Below are 23659 nucleotides of genomic sequence, written 5' to 3'. Positions count from 1 at the left end.
ACCCCCCTTTTTGTGAGTTGGAAGACGATGCCTGGAGGGCATCAAGGATGGAGCCTGAGTGAACCGATCGAGGCGGTCCGGGCAATTCGCGTCGCCCGGACCAGCCGACATTTGTGTATGCGCGGGAGGCCCCGGCCGCAGCCTCGCTACATCGACTTCTTCTCGTCGTCGCCGATCTCTGTAAACTCGGCATCGACGACGTTGCTGTCAGCGTGACCCGGGCTGGCGCCGGACGTCCCTTGCGACGCAGCGTGGATCGCCTCACCCAGCTTCATCACGCTCTGCTGGAGCACGCTCGCCTTGGTGGTGATCGCAGCCGCATCGTCGCCTTTCAGCGCCTCGCGCAGATCCGACATGGCGTTCTCGATGCCGCGACGGTCCGTGTCGGAAAGCTTGGAGCCATGCTCGGCGACCGTCTTTTCCGCCGTGTGCAACAGTGCTTCGGCGGTGTTCTTTGCTTCCACGGCTTCCTTGCGTTTCTTGTCCTCGACCGCGTGCGCCTCGGCCTCCCTGATCATGCGCTCGATGTCGGCTTCGGAGAGGCCGCCGGACGCCTGGATCTGGATGCGCTGCTCCTTGCCGGTCGCCTTGTCCTTCGCCGAGACATTGACGATGCCGTTGGCGTCGATATCGAACGTGACCTCGATTTGCGGCACACCGCGCGGCGCCGGGGCAATACCCATCAGGTCGAACTGCCCGAGCAATTTGTTGTCGGCGGCCATTTCGCGCTCGCCCTGAAAGACGCGAATGGTCACCGCATTTTGATTGTCTTCGGCCGTCGAGAACACCTGGCTCTTCTTCGCCGGAACGGTGGTGTTTCGCTCGATCAGGCGCGTAAACACGCCACCCAGCGTCTCGAGACCAAGCGACAGCGGCGTGACGTCCAGCAGGAGAACGTCCTTGACGTCACCCTGCAGCACGCCGGCCTGGATCGCCGCGCCGATCGCGACGACCTCGTCGGGGTTGACACCCTTATGTGGCTCCTTCCCGAAGATCTTCTGCACGATCTCCTGGATCTTCGGCATCCGCGTCATTCCGCCGACCAGGACGACCTCGTTGATATCCTGGGCCTTGAGACCCGCGTCCTTGAGGGCGTTGAGACAGGGCTCGATGGTCCGTTGCACGAGATCGTCGACCAGGGATTCGAACTTCGCGCGCGTCAGCTTGACCTGGAGATGCTTGGGACCGGTTGCGTCGGCCGTGATGAACGGAAGATTGATCTCGGTCTGCGTCGTGGTCGAGAGCTCGATCTTGGCCTTCTCCGCGGCCTCCTTGAGCCGCTGCAGGGCGAGGTTGTCCTTGCGCAGATCGATACCCTGCTCCTTCTGGAACTCGTCGGCCAGGTAGTTCACCAGCCGCATGTCGAAATCTTCACCACCGAGGAACGTGTCCCCATTGGTGGCCTTGACCTCGAACACGCCATCACCGATGTCGAGAATGGAGATGTCGAACGTACCGCCGCCGAGATCGTAAACCGCGATCTTGCTTTGCTTCTTCTTCTCCAGACCATAGGCGAGAGCTGCGGCCGTCGGCTCGTTGATGATGCGCAGCACCTCCAGGCCTGCGATCTTGCCGGCATCCTTGGTCGCCTGCCGTTGCGCGTCGTTGAAATAGGCCGGGACGGTGATGACCGCCTGCGTGATCTTCTCGCCAAGGTTGGCCTCGGCGGTCTCCTTCATCTTCTGCAGGATGAACGCCGATATCTGCGACGGTGAGTAGGACTTCCCGCCAGCCTCGACCCAGGCATCGCCGTTCGAAGCCTTGATGATCGTGTAGGGGACGAGCTTCTTGTCTTTCTCGACCATCGGATCGTCATAGCGACGGCCGATCAAGCGCTTCACTGCGAAGATGGTGTTGGTGGGATTTGTCACCGCCTGGCGGCGTGCGGGCTGACCCACGAGGCGCTCGCCGTCGCTCGTGAACGCCACGACCGACGGTGTTGTGCGCATTCCTTCCGCATTCTCAATGATGCGGGGGTTCTTGCCGTCCATGACGGCAACGCAGGAGTTCGTCGTTCCGAGATCAATACCGATTACTTTTCCCACTGTCGCACCCTCCTGTTTTTGCTGTTTCGCTGTTCTTCACCGAACTGGTGCAGGTTGCTCGCCTGACCACCATTCCGGCGCGGCGAAGCTATCGGCGTCCAATGCGTGTGCGTGTCGTTCGTCGACATGGGTGGCGCAATCGCCAGCTAGGCCTGGCGCAGACCCGCTCGATCTCCAGCACGATGCACGTCTCATGACGCCTTCGGCTTCGGATCGACATTGTATGCCACTTCCGGTGCGGCCGCTCCGGCTTTGTTCCGGTCCGGCGCCGACGCTTCGCCGCCCTGCGCGGCAACTTGAACGGGTATTCTGCGGGCGTGTTCCTTCTCCCTGTTGATCGGCAACATCACCGTCAGAACGCCATTGTCGAAGTCGGCCTTCATCTTGTCGGTATCGACCGAATAAGGCAGGCGCAACGTGCGGAGCAATGTGCCGTAGGTACGCTCGAGGATGTGGAAGCTCTCCTTGTCGTCCGTCCGATCCAGCGTCTTCTCCGCGCGAATGGTGAGGATGTCGTCGACGAGCGTAACGTCGATGTCCTCCGCCCTCACACCGGGGAGGTCGGCGCTGATCCGCATCTCGCCATCGGTCTCACTCACATTGATGCTGGGCATGAAGGGGCCCTGCTGATCGACGTTGGGACGCGACTGATGATGAAGACGGCCATGCAGGAAGACCTCGCCGAACAGCCGATTGATCTCGTGATGGAGCGAATGGAAGGGAGCTTCGATATCACGCTGAATCAGAACGCCTGATCGAACAGGTGCGGTGGAATTCGGCGCCATCATTCTCTCCCTGTAAGACGACGGACTCTTTAATCCGGGCTCTTCTTTGCAACGGGCATGCCATCCCCTGCGGCCAACGGTAACAACGACTTAGAGGCGCATCGATCGCGACGGCGGACATTTTGTCTCTGCCGCGCAGGACAAGTTGTCGGTGGAGCGGGATGGGTTTCATGCCCCACTCGCGATGCCGACCTTCGCGGGACGCAATGCGCGGGAGCCAATCGCGTAGCCCGGCTGCAGAACCTTCATCACGGTGCCGCGCGGTACGGACGGATCCGGCACCTCGAACAATGCCTCGTGGAGATTGGGATCGAACCGTTCGCCAACGGGATCGAGCTTCCTGATGCCGTGCTTTTCCAACGCGCGCAGCAACTCCTTCTCGGTGAGGCCGACACCTTCAACCAGAGTCCTCAGCGCCGCCTCCGGTTCCCGGACACTGGCGGGGACGCTGGCAATGGCCCGCTCCAAATTGTCGGCGACGCTGAGTATGTCGCCGGCAAATTTCGTGATCGCGTATTGGCGCATGTTGTCGAGATCGCGCTCGGCGCGACGGCGCGTGTTCTCGACCTCGGCAAATGCGCGCAGCAAGCGGTCCTTGAGTTCGGCATTCTCAGCGAGGAGCTGGGTGCGATCCTCCGACGAACGATCGCTTGCTACGGCTCTCCCGGAATCCGCCGCGCCCCCGGGGTCAGGCAGGGCATCGCTCGCGGTTGGCAGCGTGTGGGCCGAACCTCCCGGGCGGTGTCCGCGCGGATCGTCGTCGGGTGGCCATTTTCGCTCCGTCATCTAGTCCTCCCTTGCAAGCGGACAGCGCTTTCCTGTCCTATTCAGCGATGGTGCCCGCTAGGCTGCGCGAAACCGCAGGCCGAGGCCGACAAGCGCGCACCCCTGGAAAACGAGATCGATCGCCAGAACAAGGCCAAGCAACCACAGACTGTTGACCGGCCACCCAAGCAAGAAAACGAGCCCTGCGATCGCGGTGACGACACCCGAGGCAACGATCCAGCCCCAGCCGTGGTCCGTTCGCGCCTGGAATCCGAGCCAGAGACGGGCAACGCCCGACGCAACCGTGAGCAGAGCCAGCATCAATGTCAGAAAGACCGAGGCAAGCAGCGGATTCATCGATGTCACGACGCCGGCGGCCGTGTAGAGGACGCCACTGAGCATCCACCACAGGAAGCCGCCCCAGGTCTTCACGCGGAGCGACTGCACGATCTGCATGACCCCGGCGACGATCATTCCCGCGCTCACGTAGTAGACCGTCACGATTGTCGCCAGTAGCAGGTTGCCGGCCGCGACAGCGCCGAGGACAATGAAGATGAGCCCGAGGCCAACGAACCAGCTCCATTTGGCGTGCACGTCCGCAAATGCGCGAGACAGCATGGACGTATGATTGGTTGTTGTCATAGGACCCTCCGAGAGCCGAACCGGCGAGCCCGCTTCAGCCATGTGCAACTGGCACCCCGGCGTGAAGGCCACCCGCCACAGCGCACTCGCCACAGCACACCGGAGCAACAGACATGCCAATCAGGAAACCACGTTACGTCAGACGCTTGGTGGTTCGACCGCATTCAAGAAGGACAATTTGTCCGCGCGCCACGGGACAGAATGTCGAGGGCAGGCCGCCGCTGGGGAAGCCTTTTGTGACGAGGAAACTGCGGTGGCTTGGTCATCAATCGCCAAGGGGCATGTCCCGCCATCCCGGCACCTGGCGAGGCCGTAGCGAGGTCCGCTACCGCGGAGGACGTCTCAACGGTCAGTCTCTTGAGGGCTTCGGCTGAGTTTCACTCACAGGATCGGAGGCCGGAAAAGTCTCTTCGAGGCCTTCTTCGAGCTTGGTCATTTTCATATCCGCCTCGATCGCCTTCTTGGGGTCTACCGCGAGCTTGTCGACGGGGGCAGGATCAAATTTTTTCTTCATGGACACTCTCACTGGTGGACTGGTCCGCATGAATATCGCTGACTGGATCATCCAGTCGTCGACATCCTAGCACATCCACCTCACGCTGGCAGAGAAGCAGCCAGGGTTCAGCGGCCCGCAGCGGCAAGATCGCATACCGCATTTAGGAGCAGAGCCGATAGGGAATCTTCTGCAGGGAGACGTATGGAGCGGGCCGTTCTGCCGCTACCGGATTCACGCGCATCAATTGCGCTCGCTCTGGCCGTGCAACAACGCGCGAGCTTACAGGACCTCGGCTCTCTCAACGATCCGCAGGCGGGATGCCAAGCGGCGACCGCAACCAACGAGGGCAAATCGCCTCGCGGCCGGCGTCAGGCGGCCCGCATTCAGCCTGCCGCGGCATTTTCTCTCGACCGCCCTACTTTCCCGTGACGATCATGTGTCTGAGGGCTATCCTCTGAAGGAATCCTCCGCCGGCCTCATGGCCGCCCAACAGACCGGAACTGCGGTCTCCACGCGAGAATTCGATGCAGAAGTCACCCGCTATTGAAACGAACGACGGCTTTGCCCGAATGAATTTGCCGGACCTTCGGATCAATTACGATCCGATCGATCCGGACCAGTTCGACCGACCAATTATCTCTCTCTGCATCGAGACAGGGCAGGGGAACGATGAGCTCCCACTTCATTCGCACAAGAAGGGGCAATTGGTGGTCGCCTCTCATGGATCGGTCATGTGTCGTGCACCAGGAGGACTATGGATCGTTCCGCCGCAGGGTGCGGTATGGATACCCGCCGGAGTTCTGCACAGCAACTGCATGTCAGGTTCCAGAAAGGTCTACGTCGTCTTCATCGATCCGCAGGCGAGCATGCTTCCGACGACCTGCTGCACATTTACGATATCGTCGCTCGTCCGCGAGTTGATCCATCGATTGTCGGTATTTCCGCCCCTGTATCCGATCGAGGGGCCGACAAGTCGACTTGGGCGCGTATTGCTCGACGAACTGGTGCAGATGTCCACCGAGCAGCTCTACCTTCCGATCTCCGCTGATAGCCGGCTCCAGCATCTCGCCACATCCCTTCTCAATGATCCTGCCGATCGGAGCACGGTCGAGGAACTGGCTGCACGATACGCGATGAGCGAGCGCACATTCGCCCGTCTGGTATTCAAGGAAACCGGGATGACGTTCGGGCGCTGGCGACAGCGGCTTCACATCCTGGTCGCGTTGCAGCGACTATCGGACGGATCTTCCGTACAAGCCGTATCACTCGATCTGGGCTACGAGACGCCCAGCGCTTTCATCACCATGTTCAAGAAGGCAATGGGCAAGAGCCCTCGTCGCTTCCTCGCCGAGCGATCCAGCTTCGTCAGCCGCGAACCGGTCGAATAAGCAGCTTGCGACGTCGTATCCTGAGCCGCGGCCGGCAATGCTCTATCTCGAATTGAACGGCACCAGCGGGTACTGGAGGGTTGCCTCGGCCACGGCTTGCGGCGCCACCACGCGCGGCCTGCCGTTCTGCCCCTGCAGCAGAGTCACGTCGCCTCCCATGTTTTGACCGCTGGCATCGAACTTGATCCTGCCGCTGGACATCAAGATCGGCGTCATATCGGTTGCCTTGAGCGCGTCATGGATAGCGGCCGATTCAGAAGAGCGGGCGCGGCTCACGGCGTCCGCAACGATCTGCACGGCCTCGAACGCGCATCCTGAATTTGCGTCAAGCCAGTCGTTTGGATAGTCGGACGCAAACTGCTTGAGGATCGCCGCGGCGTCGGGAGCCTTTGGGTTGCGCCACAGCGTCGACAGGATCGCGCCGTCGCCGTATTTGCCCAATGCGTCGTAGTATGCCTTGTCCTGCACGCCATTCGAGTTCGGCGAGAAGATCAATTTGGGATTCCATCCCTGCTTGACGCATTCCCGGATGATCATGATGGCATCGTTGACGCGCGTCACCGATACCAGCGCGTCAGCGCCCGAGGCTTTCGCCTTTGCCACCTCGACCGAGAGATCCCTGGCCTTCTCGTCGTATGGGATGTACTGGGTAATCTTCAGAGGCACATCGACCTCCTTCCAGGTCTGATCGATGCTGGCCGCGGTCGATTGCCCCATCGTGTTGTTGAGATGCATGATGGCCGCACTCGTCGGCACTTCCTTGAGCGACGACAACAGCGACTTCAGTTCGATCAGCGACTTCCTGACGACCGTCAGCGACGTCGGATAGTAACGAAAGACCTGGGTGAAACCCTGCGATGTCACCTGGGTCGCACTCGCGATATGCACCACCATCGGGACCTTTGCGGCTTCCGCGGCCTGCAGCGCGGATATGGTTGCGCCGGAGTCCCAAGCCCCGATGAGCACCGTGCAGCCCTGCCGGATCAGGTTCTCGGCGGCAATTCGTCCGTTCTCCGGCCTGCTCTGCGTATCGGCATGGTTGATTTCCATGTCTACTCCAAATTTCTCCTTGGCGAACTTCGCGCCGGCGTCGATACCGCGCACACAGGCCTGGCCGGGAAATGCCAACACGCCGCTGCTCGGATTGATCGCGCCGACCCGCACCTTGCCGGGAGCGTTTGCCTTCGCCGGCCACGATACGAGCCCGGCGGCGGCGCCAACGCTGCTGCCGAGCAGCGCACGGCGCGTCAGACCACTTTCGTTGCGATTCATCATGTGACGTTCCCCCTCAGTCGGCTGCATGAATATTGAGGCGATCCAATCGAAAGCTCGATGACTGGCGACGCACGCGGCAGATGCGTCCGCTCAGATCACCTTCTCATCTCGGCCTTGACCAGATCGTCTTCACTCTCGTCGTAAAGCGTATCGATCAACGAGCGATATCTCTCGATGATCTGCCTCCGGCGCTTCTTCCTGGTCGGAGTCATCACACCATTCTCGGGAGACAGCTCTTCCGGCAAGATCCGGAAGGCCTTGATCTGTTCGGCCCTCGCCAATCTGCTGTTGGCCTTGCCGATCTCGCCTTCGATCATACGGACGACGATTTCGGAATTTGCCAGATCCGCGTACTGCGCGATCTGAAGATCCCGCGATCGGGCCCACTCCATCGTCGCGATCGCGTCGACTTCGATCAATGCGGTGAGATACTTCTTTCCTTCTCCGATCACCGCGGCTTCGGAAATGAACGGGCTGTGCCGGATTTCATTCTCGATCTGCGTCGGGCTGATGGACTTCCCGTTGGAGGTGTTGATGATCTCTTTTTTCCGATCAACCAGCTTGAACAGGCCTGTCGGGCCGATATCGACGATGTCTCCGGTGTAGAGCCACCCATCGCGCAGCGCCGCCTTGGTTTCCTCCGGCTTGTTCCAGTACCCGACAAAGAGCCCCGGCCCCCGGACAATCATCTCCCCGTCCTCGAGAACCGCCGTCTCCCAAGCCGCATCATGCACGGGCACGCCAACGGTGCCGGCTTCCGGCCATTCCGCCATCTGGACCAGATTGGCGCCTACCAGTTCTGTCTGGCCGTAGCATTCCTTCAGCTGCAGTCCCCAAAGCTGCCAAAGGGACATGAGTTCGGATGGCATCGCAGCCGAAGATGTGTAGGTGATCGCGAGCTCCTCGAACCCGACTTCAGCAAGCAGCGGTCGAAAGATCTGGTCCTGGCACACGGCGAACAGCGCCGATATGAGGGGATCCGGCGTGCCGCCAGCCTGGCGGTCGTCGAGCGCCTTGCGGGCGATCGTCATCGCAAACTGATAGTCCTGCTTCTGCTTCGCCGATCCGGAATGAACCTTGCTGAGGATCTGGGTGGCAAACCGCTGATAGAAGCGGGGCGGCGCCGTGAAATACGTCGGCTTCACATCCTTGATGGTCTGGGCGAACTCCATGCTGGTCTCGCCGAAATGCGGCACAATCCGGGCCAGCAAAGGCAACGTCGTCGCCTGCGCGCGCGCGACGGTATGCGACATCGGCAGATGCACGACGACGCGGTGCGTGTCGGAACGCATCCTCGGGCTGAACGTCGTCACGCTGTGCGCACCGGCGAGCAGCGACAAATGGGTCAGCATCGCGCCCTTCGGAAAGCCGGTGGTGCCGGATGTATATCCGATGCTGACCAGGTCGCTCGCCCTCGCTTTCTCGACCTGCTTGCGAAGGAATCCATCGGCGTCGACCGAGATCCCTTCGCAAAAGGCGCTGAGCGAGACGACGTTCGCCGCCGCATCGATCCCGTTCCATTCCGGATCGAGCACGATGATCTTCCGCAACTTTTCGGCCTGGCCGGACGCCAGGACGATGCCAAGCTGAAGCTCGCTGCCGACAAAGATGAAGGAGGCGCCGGAATCACTCAGGTAGTAACCGACTTCCTCCGGCGACGAGGTAAAATACACGCCGACCATGACGCCGCCGGCACAGATCGTCGCCATGTCGGCGAGCAGCCATTCCTGGGATACATCCCCCATGATGGCTGCGCGATCACCGCGCGCGAATCCGGCTTGCTGCAGAGCGGCCGCCAGATTCGCCACCTGACCCGAATACTGCCGCCAGGTCGCGGCGATCCATGCGCCGCGACGCTTTTGCTTGTAGGCGACCGTCTCGGGCCGTTCCGCCCGTCGTGCGTTCAGAAGCTGCGGAATGGTCACGTCGACGAGTTGAGCGCCCGAGGTGATGGATTCGATGTCCATCTCACCGCTCCGCGAAGCGCTTTCGCTTCTCAGCGAAGGCGGCGACGGCCTCGCGGCGCTCGGGCAGCGCGAAGGTCAGCATCTCCAGCGCGGCCGAGGTGTCGAGCACCAGATGCGCATACTGCTTGATGATCTTGTTGACGCTGTACTTCGTCCAGATGATCGACTCCCGAGGGCCGCTTGCGAGCATCTCGGCGTATTCGATCGCCGCGTCCTTGACGTCCCTGCCCGAAATGACCTCGTTGATCATGCCCATGGCGGCGGCCTTCTCGGCGGAGATGAACTCTCCTGTCATCAGGTAGTGCTTGGCGCGTACCGGCCCCATCAGCAGCGGCCAGATCACCGCACCGCCATCACCCGCAACCACGCCCGCCGTCACATGCGTATCGGCAAATCGCGCGGTCGGATTTGCGAAGATGACGTCGCAAAACAGGGCAAGCGTCGCTCCCAGGCCGACGGCGACGCCGTTGACGGCCGCAATGACCGGCGCCTCGACCTCGAGCATGTTGCGGATCAGGTGACGTCCGCTCCTTGTCGGCGACGGCAGCGGCCCCTTGTCGAGCGACTTCTGATCGCCGCCGGAACAGAAGCCGCGCCCCGCGCCGGTCAGCACGATCGCGCGGACGTCCTTGTCGTGGTCAAGGTCGACGAACACCCGCTCCAGTTCCTCGTGCATATCCCAGTTGATGGCGTTCAGGATTTCTGGCCGGTTCATCGTCACAGCGGCAACGCCGCTGGAGCGCTTCTCGACGAGCAGGTACTTGTAGCTGTGCTGTGACATCGCTGGTTCCGTTCCGTTTCTCTGTGAATTCACTTTTGAGGCCGCATGGCCCGGATTTGCGCGAGAATGTCTTCCGTGGGCCGCACGACGTTGTTCTTGTCGTTGAAGTGCGGAATGATGTAGCGGCCGCACATTTCGATCGCTTCCATGATCTTCTCGTGGCTGACCGAGTCGAGATGCAGCAGCACTTCGTCGATGCCCAGCTCCTGGAACTTCTCGATCTGGCGAATAACGGTGTCGGGACTCCCGCAAACCGTTGTCGCTGAATGGTTGAGCAGATAGTCCCAGTCTCTTCCGGCGCGCTCCATGGCCGGAACGCTCTCGCTCATATACGCATAGTCATCCGCGAGCTTCGCCAGGCGGGGATACGCGTCGGTGGAGATCCTCGCGTAGTGCATCAGCGGCTCGGCGTAGTCGTCCTTCGCCCTCTGGTCCGTCGGACCAATGCCGAAGAACAGCGGAAGGCCGACGCGCGGACGCTCGAGCGGCCCCTGCTCGTCGCGCTTCCAGGCGCGTCGATAGGTATCAAGAAGCCTCTGCTGGACGTCCCACCCCTGGTAAATCGAGGCGCTCATCACGGCGAGGCCCTCGGATCCCGCCCAGGCGTGACTGCGCTCGCTCGTCGCGGCGATGCCGATGACCGGATGCGGCTTCTGCAGGGGCTTTGGCACGAGCATCCGCGGCGGAATCTGGTAGTACTTCCCCTCGAAGGTGAAGATATCCTCGCGCATCGATTTCTTCAGAAGCGCGATCCCCTCTTCCATCTGGGCAAGCGTTTCGCTGGGATCGACGTTGAAGGCACGCATTGCGATGGTCGTGTTGGCGCGGCCGGCGTAGAACTCCATGCGGCCATGCGACAGAATATCGGTAACGGCCAGCCGTTCCGCCGAGCGCAAGGCGTGATTGATCTTCTGCGGCATCAAGGTGACCGCAGACCTCAGCTTCACGCGCGATGTCACCGCGGCGAGATAGCCGTAGACCACTTCCGGAGCGGAGCTCGAGATGCCGCCGAGCGCGACGTGCTGCTCGGACAGCGCGACGCAGTCGAACCCCATCTTTTCCGCGAGGCGCACCTCGTCAACCAGTTCGTGCAGTCGCCGCGCATAGCTCTGCCCGACCTGGGTTTCCTGCTCCGACCAGAACCCGAACGAAAGTGCCATCTTCTAAAGTCCTCTGGGAAATTCGAGATGGCAGAGGATTTCACAGGCACGGCAACATTTTCGTCCGAATGCTTGTGCGGCCGCGCATCTTTCCGAATTTTGTGCTGCAGGCAGGCGGATCACATCCTGTCCGCAATCAACACCACTGCGGGCAGTTTCCCGCGCCAGGCGCCGCGCAAGAGGCCAGCGTCGCCTCATCTGGCAAACGAGGTCGCCAGAAGATCCGCGATCGCCTCGAGGCAATGCGCACCGATCTCGACGGTCGATCCATGCGGATCGCCAATGATCCCGTTGTGCGTGATCGACTTGATCCCATTCTTCCACATGGACTGAAGCTGCTGTTCAGACAGCGCGCCCAGGTACCCCACCTCGAACCGGTCCAGCCGCACGCTATCGGGGCGGAGCCACATCATGAGCGACGTCTCCGCGATATCGGCGTGCCCGCCGACTGCGTTGGGATCACCCCCGGCATCTCTGACGGCGCTTCGCCACCTGTCGACCCAGGCAATTGCGTCGCAGAACACATCGATCTCAACGTCGGACGCAACCGCACGCCTCAACCGAGGAAGGATGTCGCGCAGGACGGGAAAGTTTCCGATGTGCCCGGAGAACAGCAGGATCCGCTTGAAGCCGTGCTGGGCAAGACTTGTGCAGTAATCCAGGCAGATCGATTCGAAGGTTTCCGGTCGAAGCGAGATCGTACCGGGGAAGACAAGATGGTGGGCCGAACAGCCGACCTTGATCGTCGGGGCGATCAGGGCATCGCCCAGATGCCCTGCCACTTTTGCCGCGAGGGCGTCAGCATGGTCGGCATCCATGCAAAGCGGAAGATGCGGCCCATGCTGCTCGACAGCGCCGCACGGTATCAGGACGGTCGAATGTCCCTGCGCCAGAGCAGCCGATACGTCCTCGAAGCTCATCAGCTCCAGGCGGATTTCTTCAAGGGATGGCAGTACGGCCATGCAAGCCTTCTTTGAATTCTTCGACAGGAAGCGGGCGCGCGCGTCTGCCGAGCTATCCCCGCTCAAATAGGCGCCGAGATCCTCGATCGTCATCGCCTCAAGCGAAGCGTCATCCATTTGCCCCGTCAAGTTCAACGAGCGCTTGATCGCGGCGAATAGTTTCGGTTCCTTCCCGCGAAGATGCCTGCATACCTCCAGGGCACGGCCCATCACATCAGCGGTGGTTGTGACCTCGCTGATCGCTCCGATTTCGAGCGCCTTCCGGGCATCGACCAAGTCGCCCCGGTAAAGCAATGCCTGTGCTTCCCGAAGGCCCAGTTTCCGCACGGCTTGCCGCATTCCCTTGGCCGCGGGCAGGAGACCGTGGTTTATCTCGGGAAACCCGATCATGCAGGCTTGATCTGCGACGACGTAATCGGCGTGAAGCAGAAATTCCAGGGCGCCTCCGACCGCATAGCCACGGACGGCACAGACGAGCGGGCCCGGATAGCTCTCCATCTCGCACAACAGCGCGTGGAAGTCCCGCATGCGAGGTCTGGATATCTCGAGGCCGGCGACTTCCTTGATATCGCCACCCGCACTGAAGAAGCGATCACCTCCGCCAGTCAGGACGATACCTGGCGGTGCCGCTTCAGCGGACAGCGCACGAATCGTGTCCAGCAAACGCTTGACCAGTCCGTTGTTCAAGGCATTCGCCGGCGGCCGGTTCATGGTCATCGCAACCATGTAGAGGTCGCGCTCGACGCGAAGGGTGTCGTCGTTCTGCATAGGGTCAACCTATGCGACGCACCCCGGAATCGGTTGCCATACAACGCATCCGTATCGGCGAGCGTCGACACAAATCGCCGCCGCAGCGCTGGATCGCAGCATTTCCTGCTTCATACGCTCCGTGTTCCACGCCGGTCGGATCAATGCCGCAGCCGCGAAACGCCACTACATTCCAAGATAAGCGCGCTGAATCTCGGAATTGCTCAGCAGTTCGTCGCTCGGTCCGTGCAGCACGATCGAGCCGTTCTCCAGGAGGTAGCCGCGATTGCTCAACGCAAGGGATTTCGCGACGTTCTGCTCGACCAGCAACACCGTGATCCCTTGCTCGTGCAGCGATTTCACCACGCCAAACATCACGTCCGTCAAGGCCGGCGACAGCCCGATGGACGGCTCGTCGAACATGACGATTTCAGGCTTCGACATGATCGCGCGCCCGATCGCCAGCATCTGCTGCTCGCCACCGGATAGCGTCCCGGCCAATTGCCGCCTGCGCTCTCGAAGCCGCTCAAACAATTGATAGACGCATTCAAGCGCTTCAAGTCGGCCGGCTTTCGCACGCTTCAGGGAACCACCCAGGAGCAGATTTTCCTCGACGGAAAGGCTCCCGAAAATCTGCCGGCCTTCGGCGACCTGCGCAATGCCGCGTTCGCAGACCTCCCATGGCGGCATCCCGGTGATATCGACGCCATTCATTTTCACGACGCCGCTCGAAGATGGCACGATGCCCGAGATCGATCTGATCAGCGAGGTCTTTCCCGCACCGTTCGCACCGACGACGCAGATCAACTCGCCCTTGCGGATCCGCAAGGAAACACCGTTCAGCGCGTTCGATCCGTCATACGCAACGGAAAGGCCGTCGATCGATAAGAGCGCCTCGTCAGGCATGGAAGCCCGCCCCCAGATAGCTCTCGAGGACCATCGGATCTGCGACCACCTCTTCAGGGCGTCCTTCGGCGATCTTGGCGCCGTGATGAAGGACGACGACACGCGACGCGACCTCCATCACGATCCGCATGACGTGCTCGACGAGCAGGATCGTCAGTCCGCCCTCGGCAAGTTTCCGCAGCACGCGGACAACACCCGCGGCTTCGGTAGGGCGGAGGCCCGCCATGACCTCGTCCAGCAGCAGTAGTCTAGGTCGCGTGGATAGCGCCTTGGCGGTTTCCAGCATTTTGCGATCCGGCAGCGTCAGTTGGTCTGTCCTCGCATTGGCCTTGCCGGCCAGTCCAACGCTTTCAAGGGATTCGTATGCCGTCGACCTGGCTTCGTCGACACTCCTGGTCCAGCTGAAGGCTCCGACCATGGCGTTCTCGAGCACCGACATGTCGCGCATTGGCCGCACGATCTGGAATGTCCGCGCGATACCCATCCTGCAAACAAGTTCAGGCGGTGCATTCTCGATCGGGTGTCCATCGAAGACCACCTGCCCACTGGTCGGCCGCATGGCGCCCGCAACGAGATTGAAGCATGTCGTCTTTCCTGCCCCGTTCGGCCCGATCAGTGCGGTGATCCGTCCGGCTTCCAACGCGAAGCTGACATTGTTCACCGCGACCAATCCGCCGAACGATTTGGAGAGATTCTTCACCTCGAGCAAGGCAGTCATTCCTCGGCCTTCCTCGGTTGCAGCAGCCACAGCCGGGACGGCAGCTGCACTGCCTTGCCAAGCCGCACGATCGCCGGCCAGATGCCGTCGGGCAGGAACCAGACGACCAGCACCAGCACGACACCGTACGCGATACTGTTCAGTCCCGGGATCCGAAGACAGTCGCCGAGAGCGCTCATCAGATGGTTCAGAGGAATAGCTGCGAGCGACCCGACCAGCGGACCAAACGTCGTGCCCAACCCGCCGACCACGGGCCCGATCAGGACGTCGACGGAGAGCCCCATGCCCATGATCGAATCCGGGAATATCGATCCCTGCACCAGCGCCAGAATTCCACCACCCACGGCTGCGGTCGCCGCCGAGATCGCAATCACAAGGATCTTGTGCCGGAATGCGCGGACACCGAGCGCGCGCGCGGCCTGTTCATCGTCCCTCATCGCTCGCCAGACATATCCGAAGTACGATCGCGAGATCATTTCGGTTCCAACGATCCCCAATGCCGCCAGAGCAAGAGCTATGAAGTAGTAGAAGCGCGCGTCTCCCCGGAGCATCGAGATGTCGATTGCACCCGTCGGCGCGGGAAAGAACAGCCCCTGCATGGCGCCAACAAACTCCCAGCCACCGAACATGATCCGGGCGAATTCGGCAGCGGCAATCGTCAGCAGGGCGAAATAGATTCCACGCACTTCAAACCGGAAGCTCAACCAGGCCAGCACCGCGCCGGCAGACCCGGCAATGACCATTCCGAGCAAAAGGCCTATCCACGGAGAGACGCCGTACTTGACGTCGAGGAGGGCCACCGAATAGGCGCCCAGACCGACAAAGAGGGCATGACCGATCGACAGTTGCCCGCCGATCCCCAGCATCAAATTCCAGGATTGCCCAAGGAACGTGAACAGCAACACGATCGTCAGCAGCGAGATGAGGTACGGGCTTGCCAGCGCGCCGACCAAGGCAAGGACAACAAGCACCGATCCCCCGGCGAGCCACCGCTTCATTTCGGTCCCGCCATCAAATCTCTTTTGCACCAAAAAACCCTCTCGGACGGAAAATCAGGACGAGGATCAGGAGCGCATAGGGAAGCGCCGTCTTCATCGACGGAGCGAACATCAGCGCAGCAATCGCTTCGGCGACGCCAATCATCAGGCCACCCAGCAGCGCTCCACTGAAACTACCGAGACCACCGACGATGACTGTCACGAAAGCCAGCAGGGTAAAGTCGACCGCGAGATATGGCTGGGCGTCGAATAAGGGAGATATCAATGCGCCGGCAACGCCCGCGCAGGCCGCTCCGATACCAAACGTCACTGCATAGATCCGAGGAATGTTCAGCCCGACGACAAGGCCGCCCAAGCGGTTGTCCGCGGCCGCGCGCAAGGACCGGCCGAACGATGAAAACTTCAGATACGCCCCCAGCAGCGTGATGAGCAGGCCTGCGGTTGCCGCCGCCTGAAGTCGCGCCAGATCCAGCGTCACGAAGCCGAGCGATACGGTGTGAAACGAAAGCTGGGACGCAGTCGGGCGCGGATCCGGCCCGAATGCCACCAGCAGGGCGCCGCTGAAGAGCAGCGACAGACCGATGAAGACGATGAATTGATAGTGATGCGGCCGGTTGACGAACCGCTTGACGATCAGGGTCTCCAAAAAATATCCGAAGATGAACATCACGACCGCTGCGATCGCTGCCGCGACGATGATCGGCACGTCCCAAAGGCGGACGGCCCAATAGCCGATGTAGACGCCGAACACGACCATCTCACCGTGTGCGAAGTTGACGACGCGCATGACGCCAAAAATGATCGTCAGGCCGAGCGCTACGAGCCCGTAGACGAGACCGAGCAGAATGCCGCTCGCGAGAACATTGAGCCAGAGTGACAGCATCGGTGGTCACTGGCGCTTGGGCACGGTGAATTCACCCTTCACATAGACAAGGGGTTCGCGATCAGCGTTTGTCGCCTGCGCGACCACCTCGCCGACGAAGATCGTATGACTGCCGGCATCGTGCGAACCGGACACTCGGCAATCAAAGCTGCAGATCGCCTCGATCAGACTTGGCGCCCCCGTGGCAAGCTCGCGCCACAGCCCGTCGCCGAAGCGGATGTCGCCCTTGCTCCCGTCCTGCCCGGCGAACTTCTGCGCCAGCGCGGCGTGATCGGCCGTGAGGATGTTCCAGCAAAACGACCCGCTCCGCTTGATTGTATCGTGGGCGCCGGCCGACTTGTTGACGCAGACGAGCACGCTCGACGGTTCGGTCGATAATGAACAGCCGGCGGTCAATGTCAGGCCGTGCCGGCCCGGCTGCGTCCCCGTCGTTACGATGGAGACGGCGCCCGGCACGTTGCGCATTGCGCTACGGAAGTCCGTGCTGCTGAACACCGGGATTTCTTGACTGGGCATGGGCGACACTCGGAAGTTCATCATGATGGATTGCTCCGATACATAGAGACCAAGCTGTCCAGAGAGCTGACTCGCCCGCCTATCTGGGTGCGGCTTGAAAGAGCTGGATCGTATTATTTTCCGGGTCCCTGAAATCAACGACCCGGCCGTGCGCGCCCATGTCACGGACCTCGCCAAGCGCCTGCGCGCCCTGCGCCTGCGCGCGCTTCAGAGCCCCCTCCAGATCATCCACCTCGAACACGAGGACGGCATTCCGAGACGGCACGGAGACGGATTCGGCCGGGCTTGCGATGCAAAGGGCGGCTTTCTCGCCTTCGAATTGAATCCACTTTCCGCCGTCAGCGAAGCGGATCGGCAATCCGAGCGCCTCGTAAAACCCGGCCAGCGCTTCGGGCTTCGCGGCGGTGAGGTAGGCCTGCTTGAGCTTCATGTGTCACTCCCAATTCCGAGCGCCCCGTCGATCTGCGATTTCTCCGCAGACTTCGGCTGTCCTGCGATCGTGGCGCAGCGGGCCCGGCATGAATGCTCAAACAGTTCACCTCCCGCATGATCAATCGGCATCTTATGCTGCCGCATCCGGCCTTTGACGTCATTCCTCAGCGGCCGCGGGTCGGCGATCGCATGCTCCGGATACCCGAAGCCGACCGCGGCGCCCCTGCCAACTCTGCGGCGCCGGATATGCGGCCAGTCCGAAGGGGATTGACCGTTTTTCGATATAAGTCGTCATTTCGTCGAAATTCTACAACCGCGGGTGCGGTTAGCATTCGTGTCATCGAGATGTCACCACGCGTGATAACGCGCGGCACCGGGCCTCGATACAACGACCATTTGCCCATGGGAGAACGACATGACAACGACGGCTCTCGACAGGATCGACATCAAGATTTTGAACGAGCTCCAGCAGAACGCCAGTCTGACCAATGTCGAGCTTGCTTCCCGCGTCAACCTTTCGCCGTCGCCGTGCCTTGTCCGAGTTCGTACGCTCGAGAAGCTCGGCGTGATCGATCGACGGATCGCCGTACTCGATCCGGCAGTCCTCGGCATCGGCGTCACCGCCTTCATCCAGGTTAAGCTTGAGAGGCAGGTTCAGCTATCGCTTGAGAACTTCACGCGCTCAATCGATCGCCTGAGCCAGGTGATGGAGTGTTACCTGATGACGGGAGACAGCGATTACCTTCTCCGCGTGATGGTGTCCGACATCGCGGCTCTCGAAGACCTCATCGTAAACAAGCTCTCGCGCATACAAGGCGTTACCAGCATCCGTTCAAATCTGGCATTGAAGCGGATTTCTCACAAGACGGTGCTTCCGATCGACGCGAACCTGCCCGTTCAGATCAAGTCGTCTCATTCAAGCTCCCGACGCATCGACCGATCGGCCGAGCCGCAATACGACGCCAGGCCTCAGCCGAGGTTTGACGGCAGCATGAGCATCGAGACTTCGCGCGCGCTTGATCACAATACGGCCGGTCTCTAGCGGCCGACCTGCCCTCGAAGGATGGCCGCGACGCCATGCTGACCACCCGCCGGATCGCGACACCTCGTCAACAATGCCAGAGTCCGCCACCTGGCCATTTTCGCGGGTCGTAGGAAATCGCGCGAGATCGTAATCGGGCGTGCAAAATCGAGCGGTGGCGGAGAGAGTGGGATTCGAACCCACGGTACGGTTTCCCGCACACACGCTTTCCAAGCGTGCGCCTTAAGCCACTCGGCCATCTCTCCGGGAGGCCTCTCTTGAAGGGCTGAGGCGGATTTTGCAAGGGAGCGCGGGGCCAGACCACGAAATTTCCCCAATGGATTGAAAATATTGGGTAAATTGGCGGCGACATCAGCCGCACCCAGCGGCCTTGCTTGCCGCGGCGCGCGATTTTGGCCGCTGGCCGGTCAAAGAGCGGCGCAAATCAGGCCATGCAATCGATCGGCCGATCCTCGTCACGCCGAGGTGCGCAATTGCGCACGGGGGCTCGGGGGCCTATGGGTGCGATCGGCACCCGGCTTCCCTGCGCCCTCTGTTCAAGAGAGAGAGGACGGAACGAGATGCAAGACTCGGACAATCATGTCGCGAGAACGCGGAAGTATGACTCACAGGCCGTGCCACGCATTCACCGTCGTCCCTGCTTTCGCAGGGACGACGCCCGGAAGAAGCCGCGACATCTCGGCTCAGGCACAGGCGTCTCTGGAATACTGGATCACCCGCTTTCGCATGCGCGGGTGATGACACCGAGTGGCTGTTTGACATTTTGAATCGGAAGACAACGACGCACGACGATGGGCAAGCGCTGGCGTGTCCATCGTCGCTGTGCGCTGGCGAACGCGTGCTCGCTCAGTGATATCGCGCGGCAAGATCCGCCGTGCGGCGCGGCCACAGGCTTGGTGGCTCCGGCAGCGCCGCGGCACCCGCACTGTGCGTATCCTGCAGCGCCTCGATGAAATCGGCGAACCATTGCTGGATGGTGCCGCTGTTGAGCTTCTCCATCATGGCTTCCCAGCGCATCCGCCGCTCTGTCAGCGGCATCACGAGCGCCGTTGCCAAGGTGCGTGCCATGCCGTCGATGTCATGCGGATTGACCAGCAACGCGGCGTCGAGCTCGTTCGCCGCGCCGGCGAATTTCGACAGCACCAGCACGCCGGGGTCGGCCGGATTTTGGGCCGCGACATATTCCTTGGCGACGAGGTTCATGCCGTCCTGCAGCGGCGTCACGACGCCGACCTGCGCGGTGCGATAGAGGCCTGCGAGCACGCCCTGGCCAAAGCCCTTGTTGAGGTAGCGGATCGGTGTCCAGTCCACCTCGCCATGCACGCCGTTGACGTCGGTGACGAGCTTCGCTACCTCGCTCGCGAGATTGCCATAGGCCTCGATTGCGCCGCGCGAGGGCGTTGCGATCTGCAGCAGCGACACCGAACGTTTCAGGTTCGGATGCAGCGTCCACATCTTGTCGAACGCCTTGATGCGGTTGACGAGGCCCTTGGAATAATCGAGCCGGTCGACGCCGATCGCGAGCTTCTCGCCGTTGAGGCTGCGCCGCAGCCGCGTCACGTCGGGATGCATCATCGCCTTGGTGGCCTGCTGCGCGAATTTCCCGGGATCAATGCCGATCGGAAACACCGCGGCACGGGTGCGGCCGAACGACGAACCGATGACGCCGTCGCGCACTGCGAAATCGAGATCGTTCTGCACGTAGCTCAGGAAGTTCTCGCAGTCCTCATCGGTCTGGAAGCCGATCAGATCATAGGACAGCATCGCCTCGATCAGCTCGCGATGATTGGGCACGCCCGCGATCACCGCGCGCGCCGGCCACGGCGTGTGCAGGAAGAAGCCGATCGGCTGCGTCACGCCGAGATCCCGCAGCTCGGCACCGAGCGCGAGGAAATGATAGTCCTGGATCCAGAACACGGAATCAGGCTTGCGGAAGCGCAGCAACGCGCGCGCCATGAACGCGTTCACTTCGCGATAGCTCGTGTAGTCCTCGTGCGACGCACGAATCAGATCCGCGCGCGAATGCATCGCGGGCCACAGCGCCGAATTGGCAAAGCCTTCGTAGTAGCCGCCATAGTGCGCGGCCGGCAGATCGAGCATCGCCAGCGCGCCGGCGCCGAGAGCTTCGACCTCTGCAAAAGGTTCCTTGTGGTTCCCGTCGCGGACCCTGCCGCTGGAACCAACCCATATTGCCCCTGTCTTTTCCACCACCGGCAACAATGCCGCAGCCAGCCCCCCCGTCATGGGTTCATTGGGTTTTCCGCGCGAAACGCGGTTCGATACGACGACGAGGTTCACCCGGTCCCCTCCTGTTGGTCAACTCGCGTATTAACAACCATTCATCAAGATGGTTCCTGATCAAGGAATCTCCCAATTGAAACCAAATTCTGGCGGAGACGCACGGAACTCGCGGGAACTCGCGAAAAGAAAAATTCACGCGAGGCAACCGCCACGACGCAAAACAACCGCATTCGATTCAAGCGTGCGATGCAGGTGGTTTGGTTAGGACAGGTTGCCGTCCCTATCATCGTCGAGCAGTTGCGCGAGGAACTCGCGCACATCGCTCGGCCCGTCAAAATGTCCGGCGACGCCGGTGGCGCGACGCCCGACGGAGAATGCGAGACCGTTGAAGTCAGGCATGATCGCAAACACGGTCTCGTCGGTGACGTCGTCGCCGATGAAGAACGGGCGGCGTCCCTTGAAGGGTTCATGCGTCATCAGCTCGCGCACGCCGGTCGCCTTGGTGAAGCCGGAATGCTTGATCTCGCAGACGCTCTTGCCCGGCAGCACCTCGATCGGCGCATTCGGCAGATCGGCGCGGATCAGCGACACCGCTTCATAGATCGCCCTCTCCGCCTGCGGCGCCAGCCGATAGTGCAGCGCCAGCGAATAGCCTTTATCCTCGAGCAGAATTCCGGGGCTGAGCTTTGCGATCGCGGCGAGGCGGCGCTTCAATTCCTTGTCCAGCGGCGGCGCGTGCGCGGCGACCGCCTCGCTGTCCGGCTGCAGCCGCATCTCGGCGCCATGGCCGCCGACCGCGGGAAACTGCTCCGGCGCGAAGATCAGGTCGATATCGTTGAGCGAACGGCCGCTGACCAGCGCCAGCGCGCCGCCCGTGCGCTCATGCAATTGCTTCAGCGTGGTCGCAAGCTCCGGCGGCACCCAGACCTCGCGCGGCGTCGGTGCAAAATCGAGCAAGGTGCCGTCGATGTCGAGCAGCACCGCGGTGCGATCCAGCGGCGGAATCAGCGACGCCTGCGCCGGCATGCTGCCGGTCGTCGCATTGGGGGTGATGTCATCATCCAGAGGCATTTCGGCCAATTCATGCTTCGTCATAGTCTACTCCACAAATGCCAACGGTCGCGCGACAGATTCGAGCGATTTTCGCTCGGCCGCGATGGCATAGCGCCATGCAACGGCTGCGGCGACCATCATGAGTGCCGACCCCAGCAGGTAGCCGGCGAACACGCTGTTGCGCGATCCGGTATCGATCAGCACGCCGAACAACGCCGGTCCAATCACGCCGCCGATGCCGGTGCCGACAGCATAGAAGACGGCGATCGCAAGCGCGCGGACCTCCAGCGGAAACGTCTCGCTGACGGTGAGGTAGGCGGCGCTCGCGGCCGGTGAGGCGAAGAAGAAGATCACCATCCAGGCGATGGTCTGGGTCTGCGCGCTGAGCGCGCCGATCGAGAACAGATAACCGGACACCGCCAGCAGCACGCCCGAGATGCCATAGGTCAACGCGATCATGGTGCGGCGGCCCAGCGTGTCGAACAGGCGGCCGAGCAGCAGCGGCCCGAGGAAGTTGCCGGCGGCGAACGGCAGGATGTACCAGCCGACATTGCTGGCGGCGATGCCGAAGAAATCGGTCAGGATCAGCGCGAAGGTGAAGAAGATCGCGTTGTAGAAGAACGCCTGCGCGGCCATCAGCGTGAGTCCGACCAGCGAACGTTGCCGGTAGGTGGAGAACAGCGTCACCGCGACCTCGCGCAGCGGCGTGTGATCGCGCATCCGAAGCTTGATCTTCTCAAAGCCCTCGCTCGGCTGCTCGTGGCCGAGCACGGAGGTCTCGATGTCGGCCACGATCTTGTGGGCTCGTTCGGGGCGTCCGTGGATCATCAGCCAGCGCGGGCTTTCCGGAATCCACATCCGCATCAGCAGCACGACAAGTCCGAGCACTGCGCCGGTGAAGTAGGCGATCCGCCAGCCGTGATCCGGCGCAAGGAACGCGGGATCGAGCAGGATGATGGCGCTCAGCGCGCCGATCGCAGCACCGATCCAGAAGCTGCCGTTGATGACGAGATCGGTCCAGCCGCGATAGCGCGCCGGCACCAGTTCCTGGATGGTCGAATTGATCGCGGTGTATTCGCCGCCGATGCCGGCGCCGGTGAGGAAGCGAAACAGCGCGTAGCTCGCGACATTCCACGACAGCGCGGTCGCGGCGGTCGCAGAGAGATAAACCGCGAGTGTGATGAAGAACAGCTTCTTGCGCCCGATCCGGTCGGTGAGCCAGCCGAAGCCGAGCGCGCCGAGCACGGCACCGGCGAGATAGGCGCTGCTGGCAAGCCCGACATCGGCGTTGGAGAAGCTCATGGTCGGGCTATCCTTCAGCGCGCCCGCCAGCGCACCGGCGAGCGTCACTTCCAGCCCGTCGAGAATCCAGGTGATGCCGAGCGCCAGCACGACGCGGGTGTGAAAGCCGCTCCAGCTGAGACTGCCGAGCCGAAGCGGAATCGAGGTCTCGATGATGCGGTCGCCGTTTGGCGTGACTGGAGCCGCCGCCTCGTGCGTGGTCGCAGAGCTCAACTGTGTCCGCTGCAGTGTCATCAGAATCGACCAACGAGAAAGACCCCGGAACGGTGTGTTCCAAGGCTCTCTTTCCCAGGATTGCGGCAAACGGAGTGCCCGCCACGCGATGTCAACGCCGCAGCCCGGCAAGGGTTCCCGCAGTGCGGGAGAGCGAGGAAAATCGCCGTAATGCTGACAACAGTTCGAGCGGGATTGATTTTGTCGTCCCGGCGAAAGCAATTCGTTCCGTCGTCCTGGCGAAAGCCAGGACCCATACGCCGCGGCCATGGCAATGGGCACGCGGCGAATTGCGCGTACAACAACAACGATTGGTGGTTATGGGTCCTGGCCTTCGCCAGG

General features: G+C 61.7%; 21 protein-coding genes and 1 tRNA gene. 2 read left to right on the top strand and 20 right to left on the bottom strand.

Annotated features, from left to right (window positions below; genetic code table 11):
* Nucleotides 1–146: 146 nt before the first annotated feature.
* From dnaK to H8B02_RS04845, 5 genes are all read right to left on the bottom strand, one after another.
* Entirely contained in the window at nucleotides 147–2045 is a 1899-nt protein-coding gene (gene dnaK / locus H8B02_RS04865; protein ID WP_229165119.1) for a molecular chaperone DnaK, read from the bottom strand.
* Between the two features lie 191 nt (nucleotides 2046–2236).
* A complete protein-coding gene (locus H8B02_RS04860; protein WP_229165118.1) occupies nucleotides 2237–2659 on the bottom strand; it encodes an Hsp20/alpha crystallin family protein in 423 nt (140 codons plus the stop codon).
* A 339-nt stretch (nucleotides 2660–2998) separates the two neighbouring features.
* On the bottom strand, nucleotides 2999–3616 hold the full coding sequence (gene grpE / locus H8B02_RS04855; protein ID WP_229165117.1) for a nucleotide exchange factor GrpE: 618 nt from the start codon (nucleotides 3614–3616) through the stop codon (nucleotides 2999–3001).
* A 57-nt stretch (nucleotides 3617–3673) separates the two neighbouring features.
* A complete protein-coding gene (locus tag H8B02_RS04850) occupies nucleotides 3674–4237 on the bottom strand; it encodes an HdeD family acid-resistance protein (RefSeq protein ID WP_229165150.1) in 564 nt (187 codons plus the stop codon).
* Nucleotides 4238–4586: 349 nt separating this feature from the next.
* On the bottom strand, nucleotides 4587–4751 hold the full coding sequence (locus tag H8B02_RS04845; protein WP_171947950.1) for a hypothetical protein: 165 nt from the start codon (nucleotides 4749–4751) through the stop codon (nucleotides 4587–4589).
* Nucleotides 4752–5257: 506 nt separating this feature from the next.
* On the opposite strand from H8B02_RS04845, the gene H8B02_RS04840 reads away from it, so the two are divergent.
* Nucleotides 5258–6121 carry an AraC family transcriptional regulator gene (locus H8B02_RS04840; RefSeq protein WP_229165116.1) on the top strand — a complete coding sequence of 288 codons (864 nt, stop codon included), beginning with the start codon at nucleotides 5258–5260 and terminating at the stop codon, nucleotides 6119–6121.
* A 42-nt stretch (nucleotides 6122–6163) separates the two neighbouring features.
* On the opposite strand, the gene H8B02_RS04835 is transcribed toward H8B02_RS04840, so the two are convergent.
* From H8B02_RS04835 to H8B02_RS04785, 11 genes are all read right to left on the bottom strand, one after another.
* Nucleotides 6164–7396, bottom strand: a complete 1233-nt coding sequence (locus H8B02_RS04835; protein WP_229165115.1) for an ABC transporter substrate-binding protein — start codon at nucleotides 7394–7396, stop codon at nucleotides 6164–6166.
* A gap of 95 nt (nucleotides 7397–7491) precedes the next feature.
* Complete coding sequence (locus H8B02_RS04830; RefSeq protein ID WP_229165114.1) at nucleotides 7492–9363, bottom strand: AMP-dependent synthetase/ligase; 1872 nt, start codon at nucleotides 9361–9363, stop codon at nucleotides 7492–7494.
* Nucleotide 9364: 1 nt separating this feature from the next.
* Nucleotides 9365–10144 (bottom strand): enoyl-CoA hydratase/isomerase family protein, encoded by a 780-nt coding sequence (locus H8B02_RS04825; protein ID WP_229165113.1) that lies wholly within the window; start codon nucleotides 10142–10144, stop codon nucleotides 9365–9367.
* A 29-nt stretch (nucleotides 10145–10173) separates the two neighbouring features.
* On the bottom strand, nucleotides 10174–11304 hold the full coding sequence (locus H8B02_RS04820; RefSeq protein ID WP_229165112.1) for an LLM class flavin-dependent oxidoreductase: 1131 nt from the start codon (nucleotides 11302–11304) through the stop codon (nucleotides 10174–10176).
* Between the two features lie 194 nt (nucleotides 11305–11498).
* A complete protein-coding gene (locus tag H8B02_RS04815) occupies nucleotides 11499–13034 on the bottom strand; it encodes a creatininase family protein (RefSeq protein ID WP_229165111.1) in 1536 nt (511 codons plus the stop codon).
* A gap of 165 nt (nucleotides 13035–13199) precedes the next feature.
* On the bottom strand, nucleotides 13200–13919 hold the full coding sequence (locus tag H8B02_RS04810; RefSeq protein WP_229165110.1) for an ABC transporter ATP-binding protein: 720 nt from the start codon (nucleotides 13917–13919) through the stop codon (nucleotides 13200–13202).
* On the bottom strand, nucleotides 13912–14637 hold the full coding sequence (locus H8B02_RS04805) for an ABC transporter ATP-binding protein (RefSeq protein WP_229165109.1): 726 nt from the start codon (nucleotides 14635–14637) through the stop codon (nucleotides 13912–13914). The genes H8B02_RS04810 and H8B02_RS04805 overlap by 8 nt, the downstream gene beginning before the upstream one ends.
* On the bottom strand, nucleotides 14634–15635 hold the full coding sequence (locus H8B02_RS04800; protein ID WP_229165108.1) for a branched-chain amino acid ABC transporter permease: 1002 nt from the start codon (nucleotides 15633–15635) through the stop codon (nucleotides 14634–14636). The genes H8B02_RS04805 and H8B02_RS04800 overlap by 4 nt, the downstream gene beginning before the upstream one ends.
* 13 nt (nucleotides 15636–15648) lie before the next feature.
* Nucleotides 15649–16518: a branched-chain amino acid ABC transporter permease gene (locus H8B02_RS04795; protein ID WP_229165107.1), complete on the bottom strand. Its 870-nt coding sequence runs from the start codon at nucleotides 16516–16518 to the stop codon at nucleotides 15649–15651.
* A 6-nt stretch (nucleotides 16519–16524) separates the two neighbouring features.
* Nucleotides 16525–17055: a flavin reductase family protein gene (locus tag H8B02_RS04790; RefSeq protein WP_229165106.1), complete on the bottom strand. Its 531-nt coding sequence runs from the start codon at nucleotides 17053–17055 to the stop codon at nucleotides 16525–16527.
* Between the two features lie 58 nt (nucleotides 17056–17113).
* Nucleotides 17114–17464: a VOC family protein gene (locus H8B02_RS04785; RefSeq protein ID WP_229165105.1), complete on the bottom strand. Its 351-nt coding sequence runs from the start codon at nucleotides 17462–17464 to the stop codon at nucleotides 17114–17116.
* Between the two features lie 456 nt (nucleotides 17465–17920).
* On the opposite strand from H8B02_RS04785, the gene H8B02_RS04780 reads away from it, so the two are divergent.
* Nucleotides 17921–18508 (top strand): Lrp/AsnC family transcriptional regulator, encoded by a 588-nt coding sequence (locus tag H8B02_RS04780; protein WP_229165104.1) that lies wholly within the window; start codon nucleotides 17921–17923, stop codon nucleotides 18506–18508.
* 155 nt (nucleotides 18509–18663) lie between these two features.
* On the opposite strand, the gene H8B02_RS04775 is transcribed toward H8B02_RS04780, so the two are convergent.
* The 4 genes from H8B02_RS04775 to H8B02_RS04760 form a co-directional block, all read right to left on the bottom strand.
* A tRNA-Ser gene (locus H8B02_RS04775) sits at nucleotides 18664–18753 on the bottom strand.
* Nucleotides 18754–19354: 601 nt separating this feature from the next.
* Nucleotides 19355–20806 carry a trehalose-6-phosphate synthase gene (locus H8B02_RS04770; protein ID WP_229165103.1) on the bottom strand — a complete coding sequence of 484 codons (1452 nt, stop codon included), beginning with the start codon at nucleotides 20804–20806 and terminating at the stop codon, nucleotides 19355–19357.
* Between the two features lie 204 nt (nucleotides 20807–21010).
* On the bottom strand, nucleotides 21011–21844 hold the full coding sequence (gene otsB / locus H8B02_RS04765) for a trehalose-phosphatase (RefSeq protein ID WP_376711594.1): 834 nt from the start codon (nucleotides 21842–21844) through the stop codon (nucleotides 21011–21013).
* Between the two features lie 3 nt (nucleotides 21845–21847).
* A complete protein-coding gene (locus H8B02_RS04760; RefSeq protein WP_376711593.1) occupies nucleotides 21848–23338 on the bottom strand; it encodes an MFS transporter in 1491 nt (496 codons plus the stop codon).
* Nucleotides 23339–23659 lie beyond the last annotated feature (321 nt).

The sequence above is a fragment of the Bradyrhizobium altum genome (genome assembly GCF_020889705.1).
GTDB lineage: Bacteria > Pseudomonadota > Alphaproteobacteria > Rhizobiales > Xanthobacteraceae > Bradyrhizobium > Bradyrhizobium altum.
Note: the sequence above shows the minus strand (reverse complement) of the source record. Positions and strands in the feature narration are given on the sequence as shown.

What these genes read in the sequence shown, in the direction of transcription:
- H8B02_RS04825 (WP_229165113.1), bottom strand. Translation starts at nt 10,144, where the DNA reads ATGTCACAGCACAGCTACAAGTACCTGCTCGTCGAGAAGCGCTCCAGC.
- H8B02_RS04815 (WP_229165111.1), bottom strand. Translation starts at nt 13,034, where the DNA reads ATGCAGAACGACGACACCCTTCGCGTCGAGCGCGACCTCTACATGGTT.
- H8B02_RS04785 (WP_229165105.1), bottom strand. Translation starts at nt 17,464, where the DNA reads ATGAAGCTCAAGCAGGCCTACCTCACCGCCGCGAAGCCCGAAGCGCTG.
- H8B02_RS04830 (WP_229165114.1), bottom strand. Translation starts at nt 9,363, where the DNA reads ATGGACATCGAATCCATCACCTCGGGCGCTCAACTCGTCGACGTGACC.
- H8B02_RS04800 (WP_229165108.1), bottom strand. Translation starts at nt 15,635, where the DNA reads ATGAAGCGGTGGCTCGCCGGGGGATCGGTGCTTGTTGTCCTTGCCTTG.
- otsB (WP_376711594.1), bottom strand. Translation starts at nt 21,844, where the DNA reads ATGACGAAGCATGAATTGGCCGAAATGCCTCTGGATGATGACATCACC.
- H8B02_RS04860 (WP_229165118.1), bottom strand. Translation starts at nt 2,659, where the DNA reads ATGCCCAGCATCAATGTGAGTGAGACCGATGGCGAGATGCGGATCAGC.
- H8B02_RS04760 (WP_376711593.1), bottom strand. Translation starts at nt 23,338, where the DNA reads ATGACACTGCAGCGGACACAGTTGAGCTCTGCGACCACGCACGAGGCG.
- H8B02_RS04845 (WP_171947950.1), bottom strand. Translation starts at nt 4,751, where the DNA reads ATGAAGAAAAAATTTGATCCTGCCCCCGTCGACAAGCTCGCGGTAGAC.
- H8B02_RS04790 (WP_229165106.1), bottom strand. Translation starts at nt 17,055, where the DNA reads ATGAACTTCCGAGTGTCGCCCATGCCCAGTCAAGAAATCCCGGTGTTC.
- H8B02_RS04850 (WP_229165150.1), bottom strand. Translation starts at nt 4,237, where the DNA reads ATGACAACAACCAATCATACGTCCATGCTGTCTCGCGCATTTGCGGAC.
- H8B02_RS04820 (WP_229165112.1), bottom strand. Translation starts at nt 11,304, where the DNA reads ATGGCACTTTCGTTCGGGTTCTGGTCGGAGCAGGAAACCCAGGTCGGG.
- H8B02_RS04810 (WP_229165110.1), bottom strand. Translation starts at nt 13,919, where the DNA reads ATGCCTGACGAGGCGCTCTTATCGATCGACGGCCTTTCCGTTGCGTAT.
- H8B02_RS04840 (WP_229165116.1), top strand. Translation starts at nt 5,258, where the DNA reads ATGCAGAAGTCACCCGCTATTGAAACGAACGACGGCTTTGCCCGAATG.
- H8B02_RS04805 (WP_229165109.1), bottom strand. Translation starts at nt 14,637, where the DNA reads ATGACTGCCTTGCTCGAGGTGAAGAATCTCTCCAAATCGTTCGGCGGA.
- H8B02_RS04835 (WP_229165115.1), bottom strand. Translation starts at nt 7,396, where the DNA reads ATGATGAATCGCAACGAAAGTGGTCTGACGCGCCGTGCGCTGCTCGGC.
- grpE (WP_229165117.1), bottom strand. Translation starts at nt 3,616, where the DNA reads ATGACGGAGCGAAAATGGCCACCCGACGACGATCCGCGCGGACACCGC.
- H8B02_RS04795 (WP_229165107.1), bottom strand. Translation starts at nt 16,518, where the DNA reads ATGCTGTCACTCTGGCTCAATGTTCTCGCGAGCGGCATTCTGCTCGGT.